The 18,296-nt window shown below is 72.7% G+C and carries 9 protein-coding genes; 4 read left to right on the top strand and 5 right to left on the bottom strand.

Translation table 11 applies throughout. From position 1 onward, the window contains the following. Positions 1-68: 68 nt before the first annotated feature. Positions 69-2,420, bottom strand: coding sequence for an MFS transporter (locus C4U03_RS21525; RefSeq protein ID WP_235018019.1), 2,352 nt, complete (start codon positions 2,418-2,420; stop codon positions 69-71). 299 nt (positions 2,421-2,719) lie between these two features. Between C4U03_RS21525 and C4U03_RS21520 the strand changes: the two genes are divergently transcribed. Together C4U03_RS21520 and ccrA are read left to right on the top strand one after the other, a co-directional pair. After that, positions 2,720-9,235: a type I polyketide synthase gene (locus C4U03_RS21520; protein ID WP_103939631.1), complete on the top strand. Its 6,516-nt coding sequence runs from the start codon at positions 2,720-2,722 to the stop codon at positions 9,233-9,235. 45 nt (positions 9,236-9,280) lie between these two features. Beyond that, positions 9,281-10,588, top strand: coding sequence for a crotonyl-CoA carboxylase/reductase (gene ccrA / locus C4U03_RS21515; RefSeq protein WP_103939630.1), 1,308 nt, complete (start codon positions 9,281-9,283; stop codon positions 10,586-10,588). Positions 10,589-10,701: 113 nt separating this feature from the next. On the opposite strand, the gene C4U03_RS21510 is transcribed toward ccrA, so the two are convergent. The 3 genes from C4U03_RS21510 to qcrB all read right to left on the bottom strand — a co-directional run bounded on the left by C4U03_RS21510 (position 10,702) and on the right by qcrB (position 13,479). After that, a complete protein-coding gene (locus C4U03_RS21510) occupies positions 10,702-11,037 on the bottom strand; it encodes a winged helix-turn-helix domain-containing protein (protein ID WP_103939629.1) in 336 nt (111 codons plus the stop codon). Next, positions 11,034-11,771, bottom strand: a complete 738-nt coding sequence (locus C4U03_RS21505; RefSeq protein WP_146087458.1) for a hypothetical protein — start codon at positions 11,769-11,771, stop codon at positions 11,034-11,036. Before C4U03_RS21505 ends, C4U03_RS21510 begins: the two co-directional genes overlap by 4 nt. 112 nt (positions 11,772-11,883) lie before the next feature. Then, entirely contained in the window at positions 11,884-13,479 is a 1,596-nt protein-coding gene (qcrB, locus tag C4U03_RS21500) for a cytochrome bc1 complex cytochrome b subunit (protein ID WP_103939627.1), read from the bottom strand. Between the two features lie 262 nt (positions 13,480-13,741). Between qcrB and C4U03_RS21495 the strand changes: the two genes are divergently transcribed. Beyond that, positions 13,742-15,001, top strand: coding sequence for a PucR family transcriptional regulator (locus C4U03_RS21495; RefSeq protein ID WP_200827378.1), 1,260 nt, complete (start codon positions 13,742-13,744; stop codon positions 14,999-15,001). A gap of 64 nt (positions 15,002-15,065) precedes the next feature. Here C4U03_RS21495 and C4U03_RS21490 read toward each other — a convergent pair whose 3' ends face one another. Then, positions 15,066-16,544, bottom strand: a complete 1,479-nt coding sequence (locus C4U03_RS21490; protein ID WP_103939625.1) for a glutamate-cysteine ligase family protein — start codon at positions 16,542-16,544, stop codon at positions 15,066-15,068. Between the two features lie 261 nt (positions 16,545-16,805). Here C4U03_RS21490 and C4U03_RS21485 point away from each other — a divergent pair, with 261 nt between their 5' ends. Beyond that, positions 16,806-18,155 carry a sensor histidine kinase gene (locus tag C4U03_RS21485; protein WP_103939624.1) on the top strand — a complete coding sequence of 450 codons (1,350 nt, stop codon included), beginning with the start codon at positions 16,806-16,808 and terminating at the stop codon, positions 18,153-18,155. The last annotated feature ends 141 nt before the right edge of the window (positions 18,156-18,296 follow it).

Here is an 18,296-nt window from a genome sequence, read left to right as displayed (position 1 = left end):
ACGGCCGGACTGCCAAACGGGGTTCGGATTTGTGGGTTTCCGGACAAGCGCCGGACGTGGTCCGTCCCTCACCAGGCGTCCCCGCGCAGGGGCGGAGGCCGGGTGTCGTCGCCCTCGGAGCCGGGGTCGTCGTAGTAGTCGTCCGGATCGTACGGCTTGTACCAGCCGGGCGGAGGCGGGGGCCACAGCTCCGCCGACGCCCTGGACGCCCGCTCCCAGCCGGACTGCCCGCTCTGCCGCGGGAGGCGGGGCGGCTGCCGGTGGTCGGACGGGTCATGCGGGTCGGACGACCTCTGCGAGCGTGCCGAGGAGGTGCCGTAGCGGGGGGTGCGCCTGACGAGCCGTCTGGCCCGTCCCTTCCCACCGGTCCCGGTGGCGCCCGTCCCGGTGGCGTCCGGCACTTCCGGCTCACCGGGTCGGCCCGGGCGACCGGATCCGTCCGGCCCGTGCGCGATGACCGGCAGGTCCGGGCGGGTGGCGTCGATCGGCCCGGAAGGCCCGCTCGGGTCGTTCCCGTTGATCGGCCGCTCTGGACGAACGGGATCGGCCGGTCCGACAGGACCGCCGGGTCTGGCCGGTCTGTTCTGGTCGTTCGCGGCGATCGGCCGGCCTGCACGGGTAGGACCGACTGGCCCGAAACGGCCGCTGGACTGCTGCGGCCCGTTCAGGTCGCCCGTGGCGACCGGCTGGTCCGGACGAACGGGATCGGACGGTCCGAAGGGCCCGCCGGTCTCGTGTGCGCTGCTCGGACCGTCGGTCATGCTCAGCCCGCTCGGCGCATCCAAGCCGCCCGGCGCGCCCAAGCTGCCCGGCGCGTTCAGGTCGTTCGGCTGTTCTGGGTGGATCGGGTCGGCCGGGCCGGACGGACGGCCCGGATCGTTCGGCGTGTCCGGTGTGACCGGGGCCGCGTACACGGGGGCGCCCACGCCGACCGGCTCCGGCTCGCGGATCGGCTCGGGCCTGGAGGCGGCCCCGGCCGTCTGCTCGGTGGCGGGCTCGGCCGTGGGCTCGGGCTTCTTGGCGCCGTCTGCGGCGCCGGCCTCCCGCTTGGTGGGCAGGGTCAGGGCGCTGACCACCGCGCCGATGATGACCAGCCCGGCACCCACCAGCAGCCCCACCGAGGCCCCCTGGCGGAACGCCTCCGCCCGGCCCGCACCGGACTGCGCGGCGTGCCGCTCCAGGGTGTCGACGACCACGCCGAGCACGGCGATGCCGATCCCGGCCGACAGTTCCCGGACCACGTTGATGATGCCGCCGGCGACCCCGGCCCGTTCGTCCGGCACCGACTTCAGCACGTACATCGCCAGCGGCAGCGTCAGCGCCGAGCCCACGCTGACCAGCGCGATGCCGGGCATCAGCTCGCCGAACCCGTGGCCGGGCCGCAGCGCGGTGAACGCCGCCATCCCGGCGGCCATCAGCACCATGCCGACGGAGATGGTCAGCCGGGACCCGACCTTGGCCGCCAGCATGAACGACACCGGCGTCATCACCAGCACCAGCAGGGCCGAGGGGACGTAGGCCAGCGCCGCGGTGGTGGGCCGGAACCCCAGCACCGTCTGCATGAACAGCGAGGAGAAGTACATCACCCCGTTGAACCCGATGCCCCACAGCATCGAGGTGACGATCCCGCCGGAGAACACCCGGTTGCGGAAGAACCCCAGGTCGATCATTGGGTCGGGGGCCCAGGACTCCACCACCACGAAGCAGGCCGCGGCGACGGCGGCCAGCGCCAGCACGCTCAGCACGGCCGGGTCGGTGAAGCCGAGGTCGGTGCCGACGTGGAAGGCGTAGACGAAGGCGAACAGCGTGGTGGCCGACAGCAGCACGCCGGGCAGGTCCACCGGGACGCCCTCGGTGTTGTCCCGGCCGACCAGCACCACCAGGCCCAGCCCGATCACCACCACGCCCACCGGTACGTTGATCAGGAAGATCCAGCCCCAGTGCCAGTGCTCGACGATGATCCCGCCGATGCTGGGGCCGCCGGCCATGGCCAGCGCCAGCGAGGCCAGCCAGGTGATCTGGCCCAGTGCGCGCTGCCGGTCCGAGCGGCCCACGGTGACCATGACCAGGGTGGCGGGCAGCGCCAGGGCCGAGCCGGCGCCCTGCACCACCCGGGCCAGGATCAGCACCGCGTCCGAGCCGGCCAGCCCGCACACCGCCGAGGCCCCGGTGAAGATCGTCATGCCGGTGACGTAGGTGACGCGGCAGCCGTAGATGTCGGTCAGCCTGCCCCCGGCGATCATCAGGCAGGAGAACATCAGGATGTAGCCGACCGTCACCCAACGCAGCTCGGAGTAGTTGAGCCCCAGGTCCTTGCGGATGCTCTCCTGGGCGATCGCGACCACCGTGTTGTCCATGGTGATCATGAAGGCGCTGACGGCCACCACCGCCAGCGCCCATCTGTATCGGCCGCGGGTCAACGGGTCTTGGCGGCGGACCGCCCGCTCGGGGCGCCGCCGCGTCCTCCTATACCGGGGTGTCGATCAAGATGACGATTCGTTCGCACCGCGTCACCAATCCAGTCCCTATACGCTATCCGGACACAGGATGGCGACCATCCCATATGGCCACATCAGCCCCTTGGGGGTCTTGTCTTGTCCGTGACAGGTGACCACCGAGAAAAGTGGGCTGGGTGCGCATCAAGAGGTGGTCGAAGTAGGACAAGGTGGTCCCTCCTGCTTCGAACGATCCGGGCTTCATCGTTGGGGGAACCGCACCCATGCAGTCGAACGATCGTTCTGGAGTCGCGCCGGACGAGACGCGGATCACCGAGGATTCGGTTCGTCAGTACCTGATCGAGCAGATCGCGCGTCGCTCCAGGATCACGGCCGCCGAGGTCGATCCCGACCGTCCTGTTGAGGAGTTCGGGCTCGCCTCCCGCGACGCCGTCGCCATCGCCGGCGAGCTGGAGCAACTGCTCGGCCGCGCGCTGCCCGCCACCCTGGTGTGGGAGCACCCCACGATCAACGGGCTGGCCACCGCGCTGGCGGGCGGCCAGACCGCCCCCGCGCCCGTCGCCCCGCCCGCCAGGGACGCCGCGCCCGACGAGCCGATCGCCGTGATCGGCATCGGCTGCCGCTTCCCCGGCGGGGCGCGCGGCGACCTGTCCGGGCCGCAGGCGTACTGGCGCTTCCTGCTCGGTGAGGGCGACGCGATCCGCGAGGTCCCCGACGGCCGCTGGGACGCCTTCGACGACGGCTCGCCCGAGGTCGGCGACCTGCTGGCACGCACCACCAGGCTGGGCGGGTTCCTGGACGACCTGGCCGGCTTCGACGCCCGCTTCTTCGGCATCACCCCGGGCGAGGCCCAGCTGATGGACCCGCAGCAGCGGCTCGTCCTGGAGGTGGCCTGGGAGGCGTTCGAGCACGCGGGCCTGGCCCCGGCACGGCTGCGCGGCACTCGCACCGGCGTGTTCGTGGGCGTCTCGGCGCCGGAGTACGCCGCGTTCACCGCCTCCGACCTGACCTTGGTGGAGCCGTTCACCACCACCGGCGCCGCACTCAGCATCATCGCCAACCGGCTGTCGTACCTGCTGGACCTGCGCGGCCCCAGCATGATCGTTGACACCGCCTGCTCGTCCTCCCTGGTGTCGGCCCACCTGGCGGTGCGCGCGCTGCGCGCCGGGGACGCCGACGTGGCGCTGGCCGGCGGGGTCAACCTGCTGCTGTCGCCGACCGTCACGATGACGTTCGACCAAGGCGGCGGCACGTCCCCCGACGGCCGCTGCAAGGCGTTCGACGCCTCTGCCGACGGGATGGTCCGCGCCGAGGGCTGCGGCGCCGTCGTGCTCAAGCGCCTGTCGGACGCGGTCCGCGACGGCGACCGGGTGCTGGCGGTCATCCGGGGAACGGGCGTCAACTCCGACGGCCGCTCCAACGGGCTGGTGGCCCCCAACTCCGAGGCGCAGAAGGCGCTGCTGCGCGAGGTGTACGCGGCCTGCGGCGTGGACCCGCGCGAGGTCGACTACGTCGAGGCGCACGGCACCGGCACGTTCCTGGGCGACCCGATCGAGGCCCGCGCGCTCGGCGAGGTGCTGGGCGCGGGCGGCGGCCGCGCCGAGGACGAGCCGCTGCTGATCGGCTCGGCCAAGTCCAACCTGGGCCACATGGAGTCGGCCGCCGGGATCGCCGGGCTGATCAAGGCCGTGCTGGCGCTGCACCACCGGACGATCCCGCCGAGCCTGCACTTCAAGGAGCCCAACCCGCACATCCCGTTCGAGGAGATGCGGCTGGCGGTCACCGCCGAGGAGACCCCGTGGCCCCGGCGGGGCCACCCGGCCCGCGCGGGCGTGTCGGGCTTCGGCTTCGGCGGGACGAACGCGCACGTGATCCTGGAGGAGGCCCCGCCCCGGCAGGTCCCGTCCGACTCCGCTCTGGTCCGCTCGTTCCCGCTGTCGGACACCGCCGCCGACCGGATCCCCGCGCACGCCGCAGACCTGGCCGCCTGGGTCGAGGCGAACGAGGACGTCCCGCTCGGGGACCTGGCGCACACGCTGCACCGCCGTGGCGGCCGGGGCCGCGCCCGCGCCGCCGTGGTCGCCCGCGACCGGGCCGGGCTGCGGGACGGGCTGAACGCGCTGGCCGCCGGTGAGCCGCATCCGTCCGTGGTGTCGGGCACCGCGCTGGGCATGCCGCGCCCGCCGGTCTGGGTGTTCTCCGGGTACGGGGCGCAACGTCCGGAGATGGCGCGCCGGCTGCTGCAGGAGGAGTCGGCCTTCACCGAGGCCATCGACGACATCGACCCGCTGATGCAGGAGGAGGGCGGGTTCTCCCTGTGGGAGTTCATCGAGAGCGGTGAGGCCAAGCCCCATCCGGCGCACGTGATGATGGCGCTGTTCGGCATCCAGGTCGGGCTGGCCCGGATGTGGGCGTCCTACGGCGTCACCCCGGCCGCCGTGGTCGGGCACTCGATGGGCGAGATCGCCGCCGCCGTGGTCGCCGGGAAGCTCACCCTGGAGGACGGGGTCAAGGTCATCTGCCGCCGTACCAAGCTGATGCTGCGGCTGGTGGGCGGTGGCGCGATGGCGATGCTCGGCGCGTCCGAGGAGGAGGTCCGGGCGCTGGCCCACGACCTGCCGGACGTGTACCCGGCCGTGTTCTCCTCGCCCCGGCAGACGGTGGTCACCGGCGACGCCGACCAGATCGCCGCCATCGTGGAACGGGCCGAGGCCGAAGGCCGGCTGGCCCGGATGGTCAAGGCCGAGGGCGCCGGGCACTCCCCGCAGACCGAGCCGCTGCTGCCCGAGCTGCGCGAGGCCCTCGCCGACATCGCCGCCGAGGAGGGCACCCCGCTGGCCCCCGGCATCGCGTTCTACTCCACCGCCCTGGAGGACCCGCGCGCCGCCGGCACCCTGGACGCCGACTACTGGGCGGCCAACCTGCGCAACCCGGTGCGGCTCACCGGTGCGGTCAGCGCCGCCGCCGACGACGGGCACCGTACGTTCGTCGAGGTCAACGCGCATCCGATCCTGGCCGCCGCGCTCACCGAGACGCTGGAGGGCACCGGCGCGCTGGTCACCCACACGCTCAAGCGGGCGCCCAAGGGTCAGCCGACCGACGACACCCTCACCTTCCACGCCCAGCTCGCCACGCTGACGGCCAACGGCTACCAGACGGCCGAGCCCGCCGGTTCGGTCATCGAGCTGCCGCCCGCGCGTTGGTGGCACGAGCACCACTGGGCCGAGCCGGCCGCCCGCCGTTCCACCGGCCGCGACGAGCATCCGCTGCTCGGCGCGCACGTGGAGCTGCCCGGCGAGGACCGGCACGCCTGGCGCGGCGACGTCGGCACCGCCGCCCAGCCGTGGATCGCCGCGACCGGCGTGCACGGGCTGACGGTCCTGCCGCCCGCCGCGCTGGCGGAGATGGCGCTGGCCGCCGGGGCGCACGCGCTCGGCACCGGCGACGTCCGCGTCAACAGCCTGTGGATGGAACGGCCGCTCGCGCTGGGCGAGCACGCCACCGTCACCACCACGTTCAACGAGGCCGACCAGCGGGTGGAGATCCACGCGCTGAGCGCCGCGGGCCGGTGGACGCGGCTGGCCAGCGCCGACGTCGGCCCCGACCACCGTCCCCCCGGCGATGGCCCGGCCGGTCCGGTCATCGACGTCGCCGCCGCGTCGGCGGGGGCGGGCCCCCGTCAGGGGGTTGGAGCCAGCACGCGGGGGTCCAGGCACTATCGGGTGCATCCGGAGGTGTTCGGCCGCTGCCTGGCCGCCCTGTACGCCGAGGCCGCCGTGGTCGAGACCGGCACCTGGCTGGCGGAGACCATCGGCAGCCTGCGCGTGCACGGACCCACCCACCGGGGCGGGCACTGCCAGGTCTCGGTCGTCCACGACGACGAGGTCACCGGCGCGCTGCGGCTGCTCAGCCCCGAAGGCGACGTGCTGATCGAGGCCACCGGCATCACCCTGCGCAAAGTCGAACGGGCCGACATCCCCGTGCCGCTCGCCGACAAGCTCGTCGAGCTGGTCTGGGACGAGACCGGCGCACCCGACCCGTCCGCCACCGAGGGCACCTGGCTGGTGCTCGCCGGGGACGGCGACGCGTTCGCCGACGCGCTCGACGCCGGGCTGCGCGCACGCGGCGGGCATGTCGTCCGGCACGCCCTCACCCGGCGTCCCCCCGACGACCACCCGCCGATGGAGCAGCCGCCGACCGGCGTCGTGCTGGTCCCGTCCCCCGACCTGGTGGACGAGGAACTCGTGCTGATGGTCGCCGGGGTGAGCCGGAGCGTCCCGGACGGTACCCGGCTGTGGGTGGCCACCCGGGAGGCGCTGCCCGTCCGCGATGGCGAGGCCGGCCACCCCCGGCAGGGTTTCGTGCGTGCGCTGACCCGTGTGCTCGGGTTCGAGCGGGCGTCGCTGAAGGCCACCCTCGTGGACGTCGACGACCCGGCCGCCCTGGTGACCGAGCTGCTCGGCGACGCCGACGCCACCGAGGTCGCCTGGCGCGACGGCGTCCGCCGCGTGGCCCGCCTGGACCGGGCCGCGCTGCCGGACAGCGGGGACACCCGGCCCCGCCGGGTCGTGCGGCGCGGCGGCGCGTACGTCATCACCGGCGGCTACGGCGGCATCGGCCTGGTCGTCGCGCGGCTGCTGGCCGAGCGCGGCGCGGGCCGGATCGTGCTGTCCGGCCGCGGCGGGCCCGGCCCCGACGCCGAGAAGGTGATCGCCGAGCTGCGCGAGAGCGGCGTGGACGTCGGTGTGGTCCTCGGCGACATCGCCGCCCCCGGCGTGGCCGAACGGCTGGTCTCCGTAGCCGTCGAGGGCGGCGAGCGGCTGCGCGGCGTCGTGCACGGCGCGGCAGGGCTGGACGACCGGCTCATCGCCGACCTGGGTGCCGACGACCTGCACCGGGTCTGGTCGCCGAAGGTGGCCGGGGCGTGGCGGCTGCACGAGGCGCTGCAGGAGGCCGGAGCAGAGGCCGACCTGGACTTTTTCGTGGTGCACTCCTCGGCCGCGGCGCTGCTCGGCTCCCCGGGCCAGGCGTCCTACGCCGCCGCCAACGCCGCGCTGGACGCGCTGGTCGCCTGGCGGCGGGCGCACGGCCTGACCGGCACCACCGTCAACTGGGGCACCTGGTCCCAGGTGGGCGGGGCGGCCGAGCTGTCGGTCACCGTGCTCGACCCGATCAGCCCGCAGGAGGGCGCCGAGGCGCTGGAGGCGCTGCTGGCCCACGACCGGGCCGCCACCGGCGTGCTGCGCTTCGACCCGGCCACGGCGGTGGACCTGTTCCCCGAGATCAGGCGGCTGCCGTACTTCGCGGCGCTGGTGGCGGCCGCCGACGCCGGCGACGACGACACGGCCGACTGGCCCGGCGTCGCCGCGCTCCGCGAGATGGACGCCGATGCCGCCCGCGCCGCCATCGCCGCCCGCGTCCGCCACCGCATCGCCTCCGTCCTCGGCTATCCGCCCGAACGGCTGGACCCGGCGACGCCGCTCACCGACCTGGGCATCGACTCGCTGGTCGCGGTACGGATCAAGAGCGGGGTCGAGCACGACCTGGGGCTGACCGTCCCGGCCGCGCTGCTGTTGCAGGGCGCGAGCATCGACGCCATCGAGGACTGGGCGGCCGGGGAGCTGGGCATCGGCGAACGCACCGGCCCGCGCCCCTCGGCGGTCTCCAACGCCGAGGCGGGCTATGTGATGCCGCGCGACGCCGCCGAGCGGCTCGCCGTGCGGATCTTCGAGGACGTGCTGGGCCTGGAACGGGTCAGCGTCACCGCCGACTTCTTCGAGCTCGGCGGCGACGACCACCGGGCCGACCAGGTGGTCGCCGCGCTGGCCCGCGAGCTGGGCGGCGACCTGAACCGCTCGCAGGTGCTGGCCACGCCGACCGCCGAGGGGGTCGCCGCGCTGATCCGCGCGGTGGACGAGGAGGCCGCCCGGCAGACCGTCCGGCCGCTGCGGCCGGGCCGCCCCGGCCGGCTCCCGATCTTCATCGCGCACCCGGCCGGCGGCACCACCGCCTGCTACCGGCAGCTGGCCGCGCTGCTCGGCGACGACCAGCCGGTGTTCGGCCTCGAACGGTTCGACGACGCCCCCAGCGTCGAGGAACGGGCCGCCCGCTACGTCGAGCATCTGGTCCGGGCGCAGCCGGAGGGCCCCTTCCGGCTCGCCGGCTGGTCGTTCGGCGGCGTGCTGGCCTACGAGACCGCCCGGCAGCTCACCGCGGCCGGCCGCGAGGTCGAGCTGGTGGCGTTGTTCGACGCCGGCATCCCGCACGAGGTCGAGGACGAGGCCGACACGCTGGCCCGCCGGTTCGCCGCGTTCGCCGACTACCTCAACGAGACCTACGGGCTGGGCGCTGAGCTGCGCTACGAGGAGCTGGCGGGCCGGTCCGAGGAAGACCAGTTCGCGCTGGTGATGGAGCGGGCGGCCGGGCTCGCCGAGCTGCTGCCCCCGGCCGTGCTGCACCACCAGCTCACCTCCCACCAGGACACCCGCTCGCTGGAGGCCTACCGGCCGCAGCCCTACGACGGCCGGGTGGTGCTTTACCGCGCTCCGGAGGAGACCCCCTGGGCGGTGAAGGACGCCCGCTACGTGCCCGACCCCACCAACCGGTTCGGGCCGTACTGCGCCGGCCTGGAGATCGTCACGATCGCCGGGGCCCACCACCTCAACCTGCTGGACCCGCCCGCCGTGGACGTCGTCGCGGCGCACCTGGCGCAGCAGCTGGCCACCGGAGCCCCCGAGACCCCGGGCCCGGACGCGGACGGCACCGCCGGAGCCGTCTGACCCCGCACCATCCCGACCGCTCCGCCTCCCCGGAAAAGGTGAACGATGTCTGAACTGCTCGACGCCGTACGATCTGGCGCCTCCCCCGCCGAGCTGCTCGACTGCGAGGTCCCCACCCGGTTCCAGGCCGCCTACACCCGCCTCGACGAGATCGGCATCTTCGAGGGCGAGACCGACAAGGACGTGCGCCGCTCGATCCATGTCGGCGAGGTCGACATGCCGGAGCTGGCGCCGGACGAGGCGCTGGTCGCGGTGATGTCCGCGGCGGTCAACTTCAACTCGGTCTGGACGGCCATCTTCGAGCCGATCCCGACCTTCTACTTCCTCAACAAGCTCGGCCAGCGCGACCGCCGCCACGAGCTGCCGTACCACGTGTTCGGCTCCGACGCCGCCGGGGTCGTGGTCCGCACCGGGTCGATGGTGCGGCACTACAAGGTCGGCGACAAGGTGGTCGTCTCCCCGGCCATCGTGGACGACCAGGACCCCATCATCCAGGAGGACGGCGTCCTCACCCACGAGCCGCTGGCCTGGGGCTACGAGAACAACTACGGCGCGTTCGGCCAGTACTGCATCGTCAAGGCCCACCAGTTGATGCCCAAGCCCGCCCACCTGTCGTGGGAGGAGTCGGCGGCCAACACGTTGTGCGCCGGCACCGCCTACCGGATGCTCATCGGCGGGCACGGCGCCCGCATGAAGATGGGCGACGTCGTGCTGGTGTGGGGCGCCACCGGGGGTCTCGGCTCGTACGCGGTGCAGCTGGTCAAGCAGGCCGGCGGCATCCCGGTCGCGGTGGTCTCCTCCGAGGAGAAGGCCGAGCTGGTCCGCCGCCAGGGCTGTGAGCACGTGCTCAACCGGTCCGAGATCGACTTCGGCGACCGCGGCATGAACCACCCCAAGGCGTGGCGCCGCCTCGGCGAGGAGATCCGCCGCCTGACCGGCGAGGACCCGCACATCGTGTTCGAGTACCTGGGCCGGGAGACCTTCGGCGCCTCCACCTATGTCGCCCGCCGCGGCGGCAAGGTGGTGACCTGCGGCTCCAGCACCGGCTACCGGCACGAGTACGACAACCGGTACCTGTGGATGAACGTCAAGAGCATCGTCGGCAGCCATGGCTTCAACTACCAGGAGGCCATCGAGACCAACCGGCTGTTCCAGCTCGGCATGCTCTACCCGACGCTGTCGAAGGTCTACCCGATGGAGCAGACCGCCGAGGCCGTCCGCGCCGTCCAGACCAACAACCACATCGGCAAGGTCGGCGTCCTCGTCGGCGCCACCGCCGAGCACCAGGGCATCGACGACCCCGCCGCCCGTGAGCGCTTCGGCGAGGACATGATCACTCTCTACCGCCAGTAGTGAGACCCCCGGCGGGACGGCCGTGGCTCGGGGACCGCGGCCGCCCTGCCCCTCGTGCGGCCCCGGCCCGCAACCGCGGGCCGGGGCCGCACCGGTGGGCCGGGGCCGTCCGCTCACGCCGAGGGGGGGTCGTCCAGGCGGGCCACCAGGGCCTTGAGCGCGGCCACTTCCTCGGTCAGCGCCTGGGCGCCCTGATCGGTCAGGCTGAGCCAGGTGCGGGGGCGGCGGCCGTGGTAACCCTTGTGGATCTCGACGTATCCGGCCTGCTCCAGGGTGCGGATGTGGCGGGACAGGTTGCCGTCGGTGAGGTCCAGCGTGTCGCGGAGGTGGCCGAACTCGGCACGGTCGACCTCGCGCAGGACGGCCATGATGCCCAGCCGGGTGCGGTGGTGGACGGTGTCGTTGAGGCGTTGCGTGGGGTGCGGAACGCTTTCGGTGTCCTCGTTCATGCGGGCTGGACGGTGGCGGCCCGCAGGCGGGCCGACGTGTGCAGGTGGGAGGCCAGTGCGCCGACCAGGAGCACGGCCGCCAGCAGGACGAGGTTGTTGCCGGGCCAGGTGAGCGGATCGATCGTGCCGCCGGGGATCTGGCCGAGTCCGTAGACGTTCATCATCGTCGACAGTGTGCCGTAGACCAGCGCGGACGCGGCCAGGCCCCGGCTCCGTTCGGCCCAGGCCAGGACCAGCAGGCCGAGGGCGACGGCCGGCAGCGGGCCGATCACGTTCTGCGGGGACGCAGGGAGCGGCCCGCCGGGCAGCCCGCGCAGGTACACGCCGAGCAGCATCATCACCAGCAGCGCCAGGCCGACGATGACCCAGGGGCGCCAGCGCATGGCCAGCCCGACCCGCTCGGCGCGCTCCCGGTACCACCAGGCGCAGCCGAGGTAGCACAGCGGCCCCACGATCAGCCAGAACGCGATGGAGACGGCGGCGGAGCGGTCGTTGCCCTCCAGCCCGGCGTAGCCGCTCGCCGTCCAGTCCGGTATCAGGGAGTAGGCGCCTCCTCCGCCGATCTCACCGATGGGCGCGCTCCAGCCGAACGGGGACTCGTACAGCACCGCGGACAGCAGTGTCAGCAGGCCGAACACGGCGAACGGCACGGCCGCCCCGTGCGCTCGGGCCCGGGTGAGCCGGCCCAGCCGCTCCACCTCGTCCAGCACTTGCCGGGGGGATTCTTCGGTCATCGACCGTCCTCCTCATCTCTCTGTTGCAGATTACTTTGCATCAGCGAGTAGTTGGCGGTCAAGAGCGAAGGGGTGCGGGAGTGCGCGGCTCGTGCCCGGTCCGGTGGGCGGGTCAGGCGTCGTCGTGCGGGCGTTCGGCGAGGTCCGCGGCGAAACGGCGGTTGAGGGTCGTACGGACCCTGGTCAGGACGCCCCGGGACTCGGGCGGCCGGATGCCGGCGAGTTCCGGGCGTTCCACCATGGCGATCGCAGCGGGCCGCTTCGCGTCGGTGAGGTGGGCCGTCGCCTCGGCCGGCAGCCGGCGCTGGACCTCGTCGTAGGCGCCGGTGGGCGACAGCCGGATGACGCCGGTCTCCAGGCCGTGCTCGATGAGCAGGCGGTCGCGGTGCTGGAGGCCCAGGCAGATCCGGTACGCGACGACGTAGCCCAGCACCGGGCCGAGGACCAGGACCGCGCGGAAGAACCAGGTCGTCCAGAACAGCGGGATGTGGAAGGTCTCCGCAATGACGTCGTTGCCTCCGGCGGCCCACAGCGTCCCGTAGAAGACGATCCCGGCCGTGCCGACGCCGGTGCGCGCGGGCACGTCGCGGGGCCGGTCGAGCAGGTGGTGGTCCGCCCTGTCGCCGGTGACCCAGCGTTCGACGAACGGGTACACGGCCAGGCCGGTGAACAGCAGGCCGGGCACCACCAGGGCGGGGACGAGCACGCTCAGCACCAGCGTGTGGCCCCACAGATTGATCTCCCAAGCGGGCATCATCCGCAGCGCGCCCTCCAGCCAGCCCATGTACCAGTCGGGCTGGGAGCCGGCACTGATGGCGCCCGGGTCGTACGGCCCGTACAGCCACACCGGGTTGATCTGGAAGAAGGTCGCCAGGAACGCGACCACGCCGAAGACGAACAGCAGGAAGGCGGTCGTCTTGGCGACGAAGACGGGGAAGAACGGATACCCCCGCTGCGTCCGTTCGGTGGCGCCCCGTCCGGGGAAGGTGGTGTGGGTCTGCCGCCAGGTGAGCACGACGGCGTGCAGCGGGATCAGGGCCAGCAGGACGCCGGGGATCAGCAGGACGTGGATCGTGAACAGCCGGGGGATGAGCGCCTCGCCCGGGAACTCGCCGCCGAACAGGAACATCGTGGCGTAGGAGCCGACCACCGGGATCGACAGCAGCGCCCCCTCCAGGATGCGCAGGCCCGTGCCGGACAGCAGGTCGTCCGGGAGCGAGTAGCCGAACAGGCCGTTCAGCATGACCAGCACGAACAGCAGCACCCCGATCAGCCAGTTGAGGTCGCGGGGCTTGCGGAACGACCCGGTGAAGAAGTGCCGCAGCAGATGGACGACGATGGCGGCCAGGAAGATGTTGGTCGCCCAGTGGTGGATCTGCCGGACCAGCAGCCCGCCCCGCACGTCGAAGGAGATGTGCAGGGTGGAGGCGTACGCCTCGCTCATCCGCACGCCGCGCAGATGCTCATAGGAGCCGTCGTAGACCACCTGGGTGGCGCTGGGTTTGAAGAACAGCGTCAGGAACACACCCGACAGCAGGATGACGACGAACGCGTACAGGGCGATCTCGCCGAGCAGGAAGCTCCAGTGGTCGGGGAAGGCCTTCCGGAGGGCCTTGGCGCCGAACCGGCCGCCTCCCAGCCGGTCATCGAGGCCCCGGCCGACGGCGGCCAGGCGGGGGGAAGAAGCGGGACGTGGGGGACGTGCCATCTGCGGACCTCCTGTCACGGAAGTTCCATCACCGTGAGTGATCACCTACGGGCCGTGACGGATGCTCGTCGGCCCTGTGAAGGTGACGATGTGCGGCGGCGAAGTGTGACGTCCGAAGCGGCCGGAGCCGGTCTTTCCCCGGCTTACACTGGCGTTCCGCTGTTCCCGGGACATGATTTGCGGCACACTCGTTGTGAAAGTAACCAATTACCTAAACGGTCACGGGAATTATACGGAGAGTAAAAAGCCGAGGAGGCTGAGGGTGGCAGGCGACGGCTCGACCGGCTCCGACCGACCCTGGACGCAGGTGCCCCGGGAACTGGCCGACCGCATGCGGCCGCATCTGGACGCGGTGGCCGACGACATGATCGCCGAGATCCAGGCACGGGTGCGCGAGTACGACCGTCCTCCCGACGCCCCCTACTCCAGCGCCCTGCGGACGGCCGTCGAACGGGTGCTGCACTACTTCGTGGAACGGGTCGCCGACCCGGACGGCGAACCGGAGTCCGTCACCGCCTTCTTCCACGCCATCGGCCGCGGCGAGGCCGGCGAGGGCCGCAGCCTGGACGCCATGCAGGCCGCGCTGCGGGTGGGCGGCATGGTCGCCTGGCGCCGGATCGCCGCCGACGCCGTCCGCCTGAACGTGCCCCCCGCCGCCCTGGGCGCGATCGGTGCGGCACTGCTGGCCTACCAGGACGAACTGGCCGCGGCCGCCGCGGCGGGCCACGCCCAGGCCCGGGCCGCCGTGGCCGGCGAGATGCAGCGCCGCCGCCGCCGGCTGCTGGACATGCTGCTGGCCGAGCCGCCGGCCTCGCCCGAGTCGATCGCCGACCAGGCCGCCGCCGCGCACTGGCCGGTGCCGCGCACCGTCGCCGCCGTGGCTCTGGGCCGGCACCACGCCGACGCCCGGCAGCCGGCGTTCCCGCCCGACGTGCTGGCCGACCTGAACCGCCCGGCGCCCAGCCTGATCATCCCGGACCCGGACGGGCCCGGCCGGGCCAAGCTGATCGACCGGGCACTGGCCGGCTGCATAGCGGTGGTCGGCCCCACCGTGCCGGTGGCCGAGGCGGGCCGCTCGATGGAGTGGGCGCGCCGGACGCTGGCCCTGGCCGAACGCGGCGTCATCGACGAGCCCGACGGCGTGATCCGCAGCGTGGAGCACATGTCCACGCTGATTCTCTTCCAGGACGAGGAACTGCTGGCGGCGCTGTCCCGGCTGCGGCTGGCCCCGCTGTCGCATCTGCGCTCCAGCCAGCAGGACCGGCTGGCCGAGACGCTGCTGGCCTGGCTGCAGTCGGGACGCAACGCCAACGAGGTCGCGATGCGGCTGCACGTCCACCCGCAGACCGTGCGCTACCGGCTGCGCCAGCTGGAGGACCTGTTCGGCGACCAGCTGCTGGACCCGGACCTGCGCTTCGACCTGGAGATCGTGCTGCGCGCCCGGCACATGACCGACCGGGAGCGCATCATGCCGCCCGCCCGGCGGACCGCCTCCGGCGAGGTCGTCACCCTGCGCCGCTGACCGCCGCCGACCCGTGCCCGGTCCCGGAGGGGATGGTTCCGGAGGGACCGGGCACGGGCGGCCGTCAGGCGCCGATCGGCCAGGTGTGCACCGGCTCGTTGGTGCGCATCAGCTCGATGTAGCGGCGGGTCATCAGGCGCAGCGCCTCCTGCCGGTCCCTGCCCGACTCCTCCATGGCGCGGACGGTCTCGATCTGCCAGGAGGCCCCGGTGCGCCCCGTCAGGCAGCGCTGCTCGATGATGCCGAGCAGGCGGTCCCGCCGGGCCGGGTCCACGCCCCACTTGTCCAGCCCCTCGTAGGCCAAGGGCAGCAGCTTGCGCAGCGTCAGCTCCGCGACGGGCAGCTCCCCGTAGCCCGGCCAGTGCACCGACGCCCCGATGCCGTCCCGCGCGGCGCGGTGCAGGTTGTCCTCGGCGGTGCGGAACGACATCCGGGTCCAGATCGGCCGCTCCTCCTCGGCCAGCATCCGGACCAGCCCGTAGTAGAAGGCGCCGTTGGCCACGATGTCGGCGACGGTGGGCCCGGCGGGCAGCACCCGGTTCTCCACCCGCAGGTGCGGCCTGCCGTCCACGACCGCGTAGATCGGCCGGTTCCAGCGGTAGATCGTCCCGTTGTGCAGGGACAGCTCGCCGAGCTGCGGGATGTCGCCCCGCTCCAGCGTGGCGATCGGGTCCTCCTCCTCGCACAGCGGCAGCAGTGCCGGGAAGTAACGGGTGTTCTCCTCGAACAGGTCGAAGACCGAGGTGATCCAGCGTTCGCCGAACCACACCCGGGGCCGCACCCCCTGGGACTGCAGCTCCACCGGCCGGGTGTCGGTGGCCTGCTCGAACAACGTGATCCGGGTCTCATGCCACAACTGCCGGCCGAACAGGAACGGCGAGTTGGCCGCCAGCGCCACCTGGACGCCGGAGATGGCCTGGGCGGCGTTCCAGTACGGGGCGAAGCCGTCCGGGCTGACCTGTAGATGGAACTGCGCGCTGGTGCAGGCCGACTCCGGGGCGATGTTGTCGATGTCGATCGCCAACCGTTCCGCCCCGTCGATGCGGATGTGCATCTCCTCCCCGCGCGCGGCGAAGATCTGCTCGTTGAGCAGCTTGTAGCGGTCGTTGGCCGACAGCGCCTCCTCGCCGATGTCGGACTCGCGCAACGTGGGCAGGATGCCCACCATGATCAGCCCGCCGCCGAGCTCGGTGGCCCGCGCGATGGCGTGGTCCAGATAGCCCAGGATCTCCCGCTCCAGCTCGCCGGTGCCGCCTCCGCCCAGCTCGCGCGGCGGAATGTTCATCTCGATGTTGAACTGTCCGAGCTCGGTGGCCCACCGGGGGTCGGCGATGGCCTTGAGCACGTCGGCGTTGCGCATCAGCGGCTCGCCACGGCCGTCCACCAGGTTGAGCTCGATCTCCAGGCCGATGTGCGGCCGGTCGAACTCGAACTGCGACTCCCGCAGCATGCGGGCCAGCACGTCCAGGTTGCGGCGCACCTTGTCGCGGTACCGGCGCCGGTCCTCTCCGCTGATGGCGAATCGTGGCACGTCCTTGCCCATACGAGAGCCTTTCGAATCGGACGAACAACTACAAAACGCTTCTCCGTTACCGAGGGTCGCCAAACCCTCGACCACCTACCCCAACCGGCGTGATCGCCGTCACCCCGGAGCGCTGCGGACATGTCCGCCCGGGTGCCGTGTGCCGGGCGGACATCACCGTCACTCCAGGTGAGCATCCCGTTATTCGGTGTCAAAGAAGCCTGTGCGACGACCGGGGATGGTATGACGGGTTGCGGCCCATCCCGCGGTGAAGGGACTGCGATGCGACTGCGACCCCGGTCGATCCGTGCCCGGGACACGCTGGTCGCCGCCGTGATCTCGGTCCTGGTGCTCGGTGCGCTGGCGGTCGCGGCCGACCTCATCATCCGCGCCAACACCACGGCCCGGCTGCTGCACGAGACCCAGCTCGCCGGACGGCGGGTGAGCGGTGCCGTACGGGACGGCACGCTGCGCCCCCCGATCCCCGACGACGCCAAGGGCATCATCCTCCAAGTGGTCGGCCCGGACGGCAGGGTGCGGGCCACCACCCGGGCCGACCGGGGCCGTCCCCCGGTCAGCGACCTGCGCCCCACCGTCGCGCAGCGCATTCACGACTATGTCGAGTGCGACATGCCCGGCTATGACCGTTGCATGCTGGTCGAGGCGATCAGGGCCACCACCGCGCCGGACTCGGTGGTGATCTACGCCGCCCAGCCGATGCCGGTGCTGCTCACCTCCGGGCTGCTGGAGCTGCTGCTGGCCGCCGGCGTGCTGCTGATGTCGGCGCCGGTGGCCTGGACGACCTGGCACATCGTGGGGCGGACACTGCGTCCGGTGGAGGCGATCCGCGCCCAGCTGTCGGAGATCACCGCCAGCGACCTGAGCCGCCGAGTGCCACAGCCGGCCGGCGAGGACGAGATCGCCGAACTCGCCCGGACCGCCAACGACACCCTGGACCGGCTGGAGTACTCGGTCTCCCGGCAGCGCCAGTTCGCCTCCGACGCCTCCCACGAGCTGCGCACCCCGATCGCCGGGCTGCGCGCCAACCTGGAGGACGCCTCGATGCACCCGGACGACACCGACCTGCAGGCGGTCGTCCACGCCGCGCTGCGCGACACCGTCCGGCTGGAGTCGATCATCACCGACCTGCTGCTGCTGGCCCGGATCGGCACCGGAGGCGCGGCCGCCCAGGAACGGATCGACTTCACCGACCTGGTCCGCACCGAGGTGGGCCGCCGTACGCCGCCGGTCGCCATCCGCACCCTGCTGCAGGACCGGCTGACGGTCCGCGGGGTGCGCATGCAACTGGTCCGGCTGCTGCACAACCTGCTCGACAACGCCGAACGGTACGCCGAGTCGGTCATCGAGATCGCGGCGGGCAGAGTGGACGGCCACCTCCTGCTCACCATCACCGACGACGGCGTGGGCATCCCCGAACCCGACCGCGAACGGGTCTTCGAACGCTTCACCCGCCTGGACACCGCCCGCAGCAGAGCCTCCGGCGGCACCGGCCTGGGCCTGGCCATCGCCCGCGACATCGCCAACGCCCACGGCGGCTCCCTGCACGTCGAGGACAGCCCCTACGGAGCCCGCTTCGCCCTCCGCCTCCCTCTCGCCCCCGACATCTTGTGAGGGGCTGGTGGTGGCTGGGGTGTGAGGACAGCCGCGTGTCGTAGGCCCGCTTCGCCCTCCGCCTCCCTCTCGCCCCCGACATCCTGTGAGCGCGGCACCCGGGGAACGGGAAGGGCCGTCCACCGAGTGGTGGACGGCCCT

This window comes from Thermomonospora echinospora (assembly GCF_900108175.1).
Taxonomy (GTDB): Bacteria; Actinomycetota; Actinomycetes; order Streptosporangiales; family Streptosporangiaceae; genus Thermomonospora; species Thermomonospora echinospora.
Note: the sequence above shows the minus strand (reverse complement) of the source record. Positions and strands in the feature narration are given on the sequence as shown.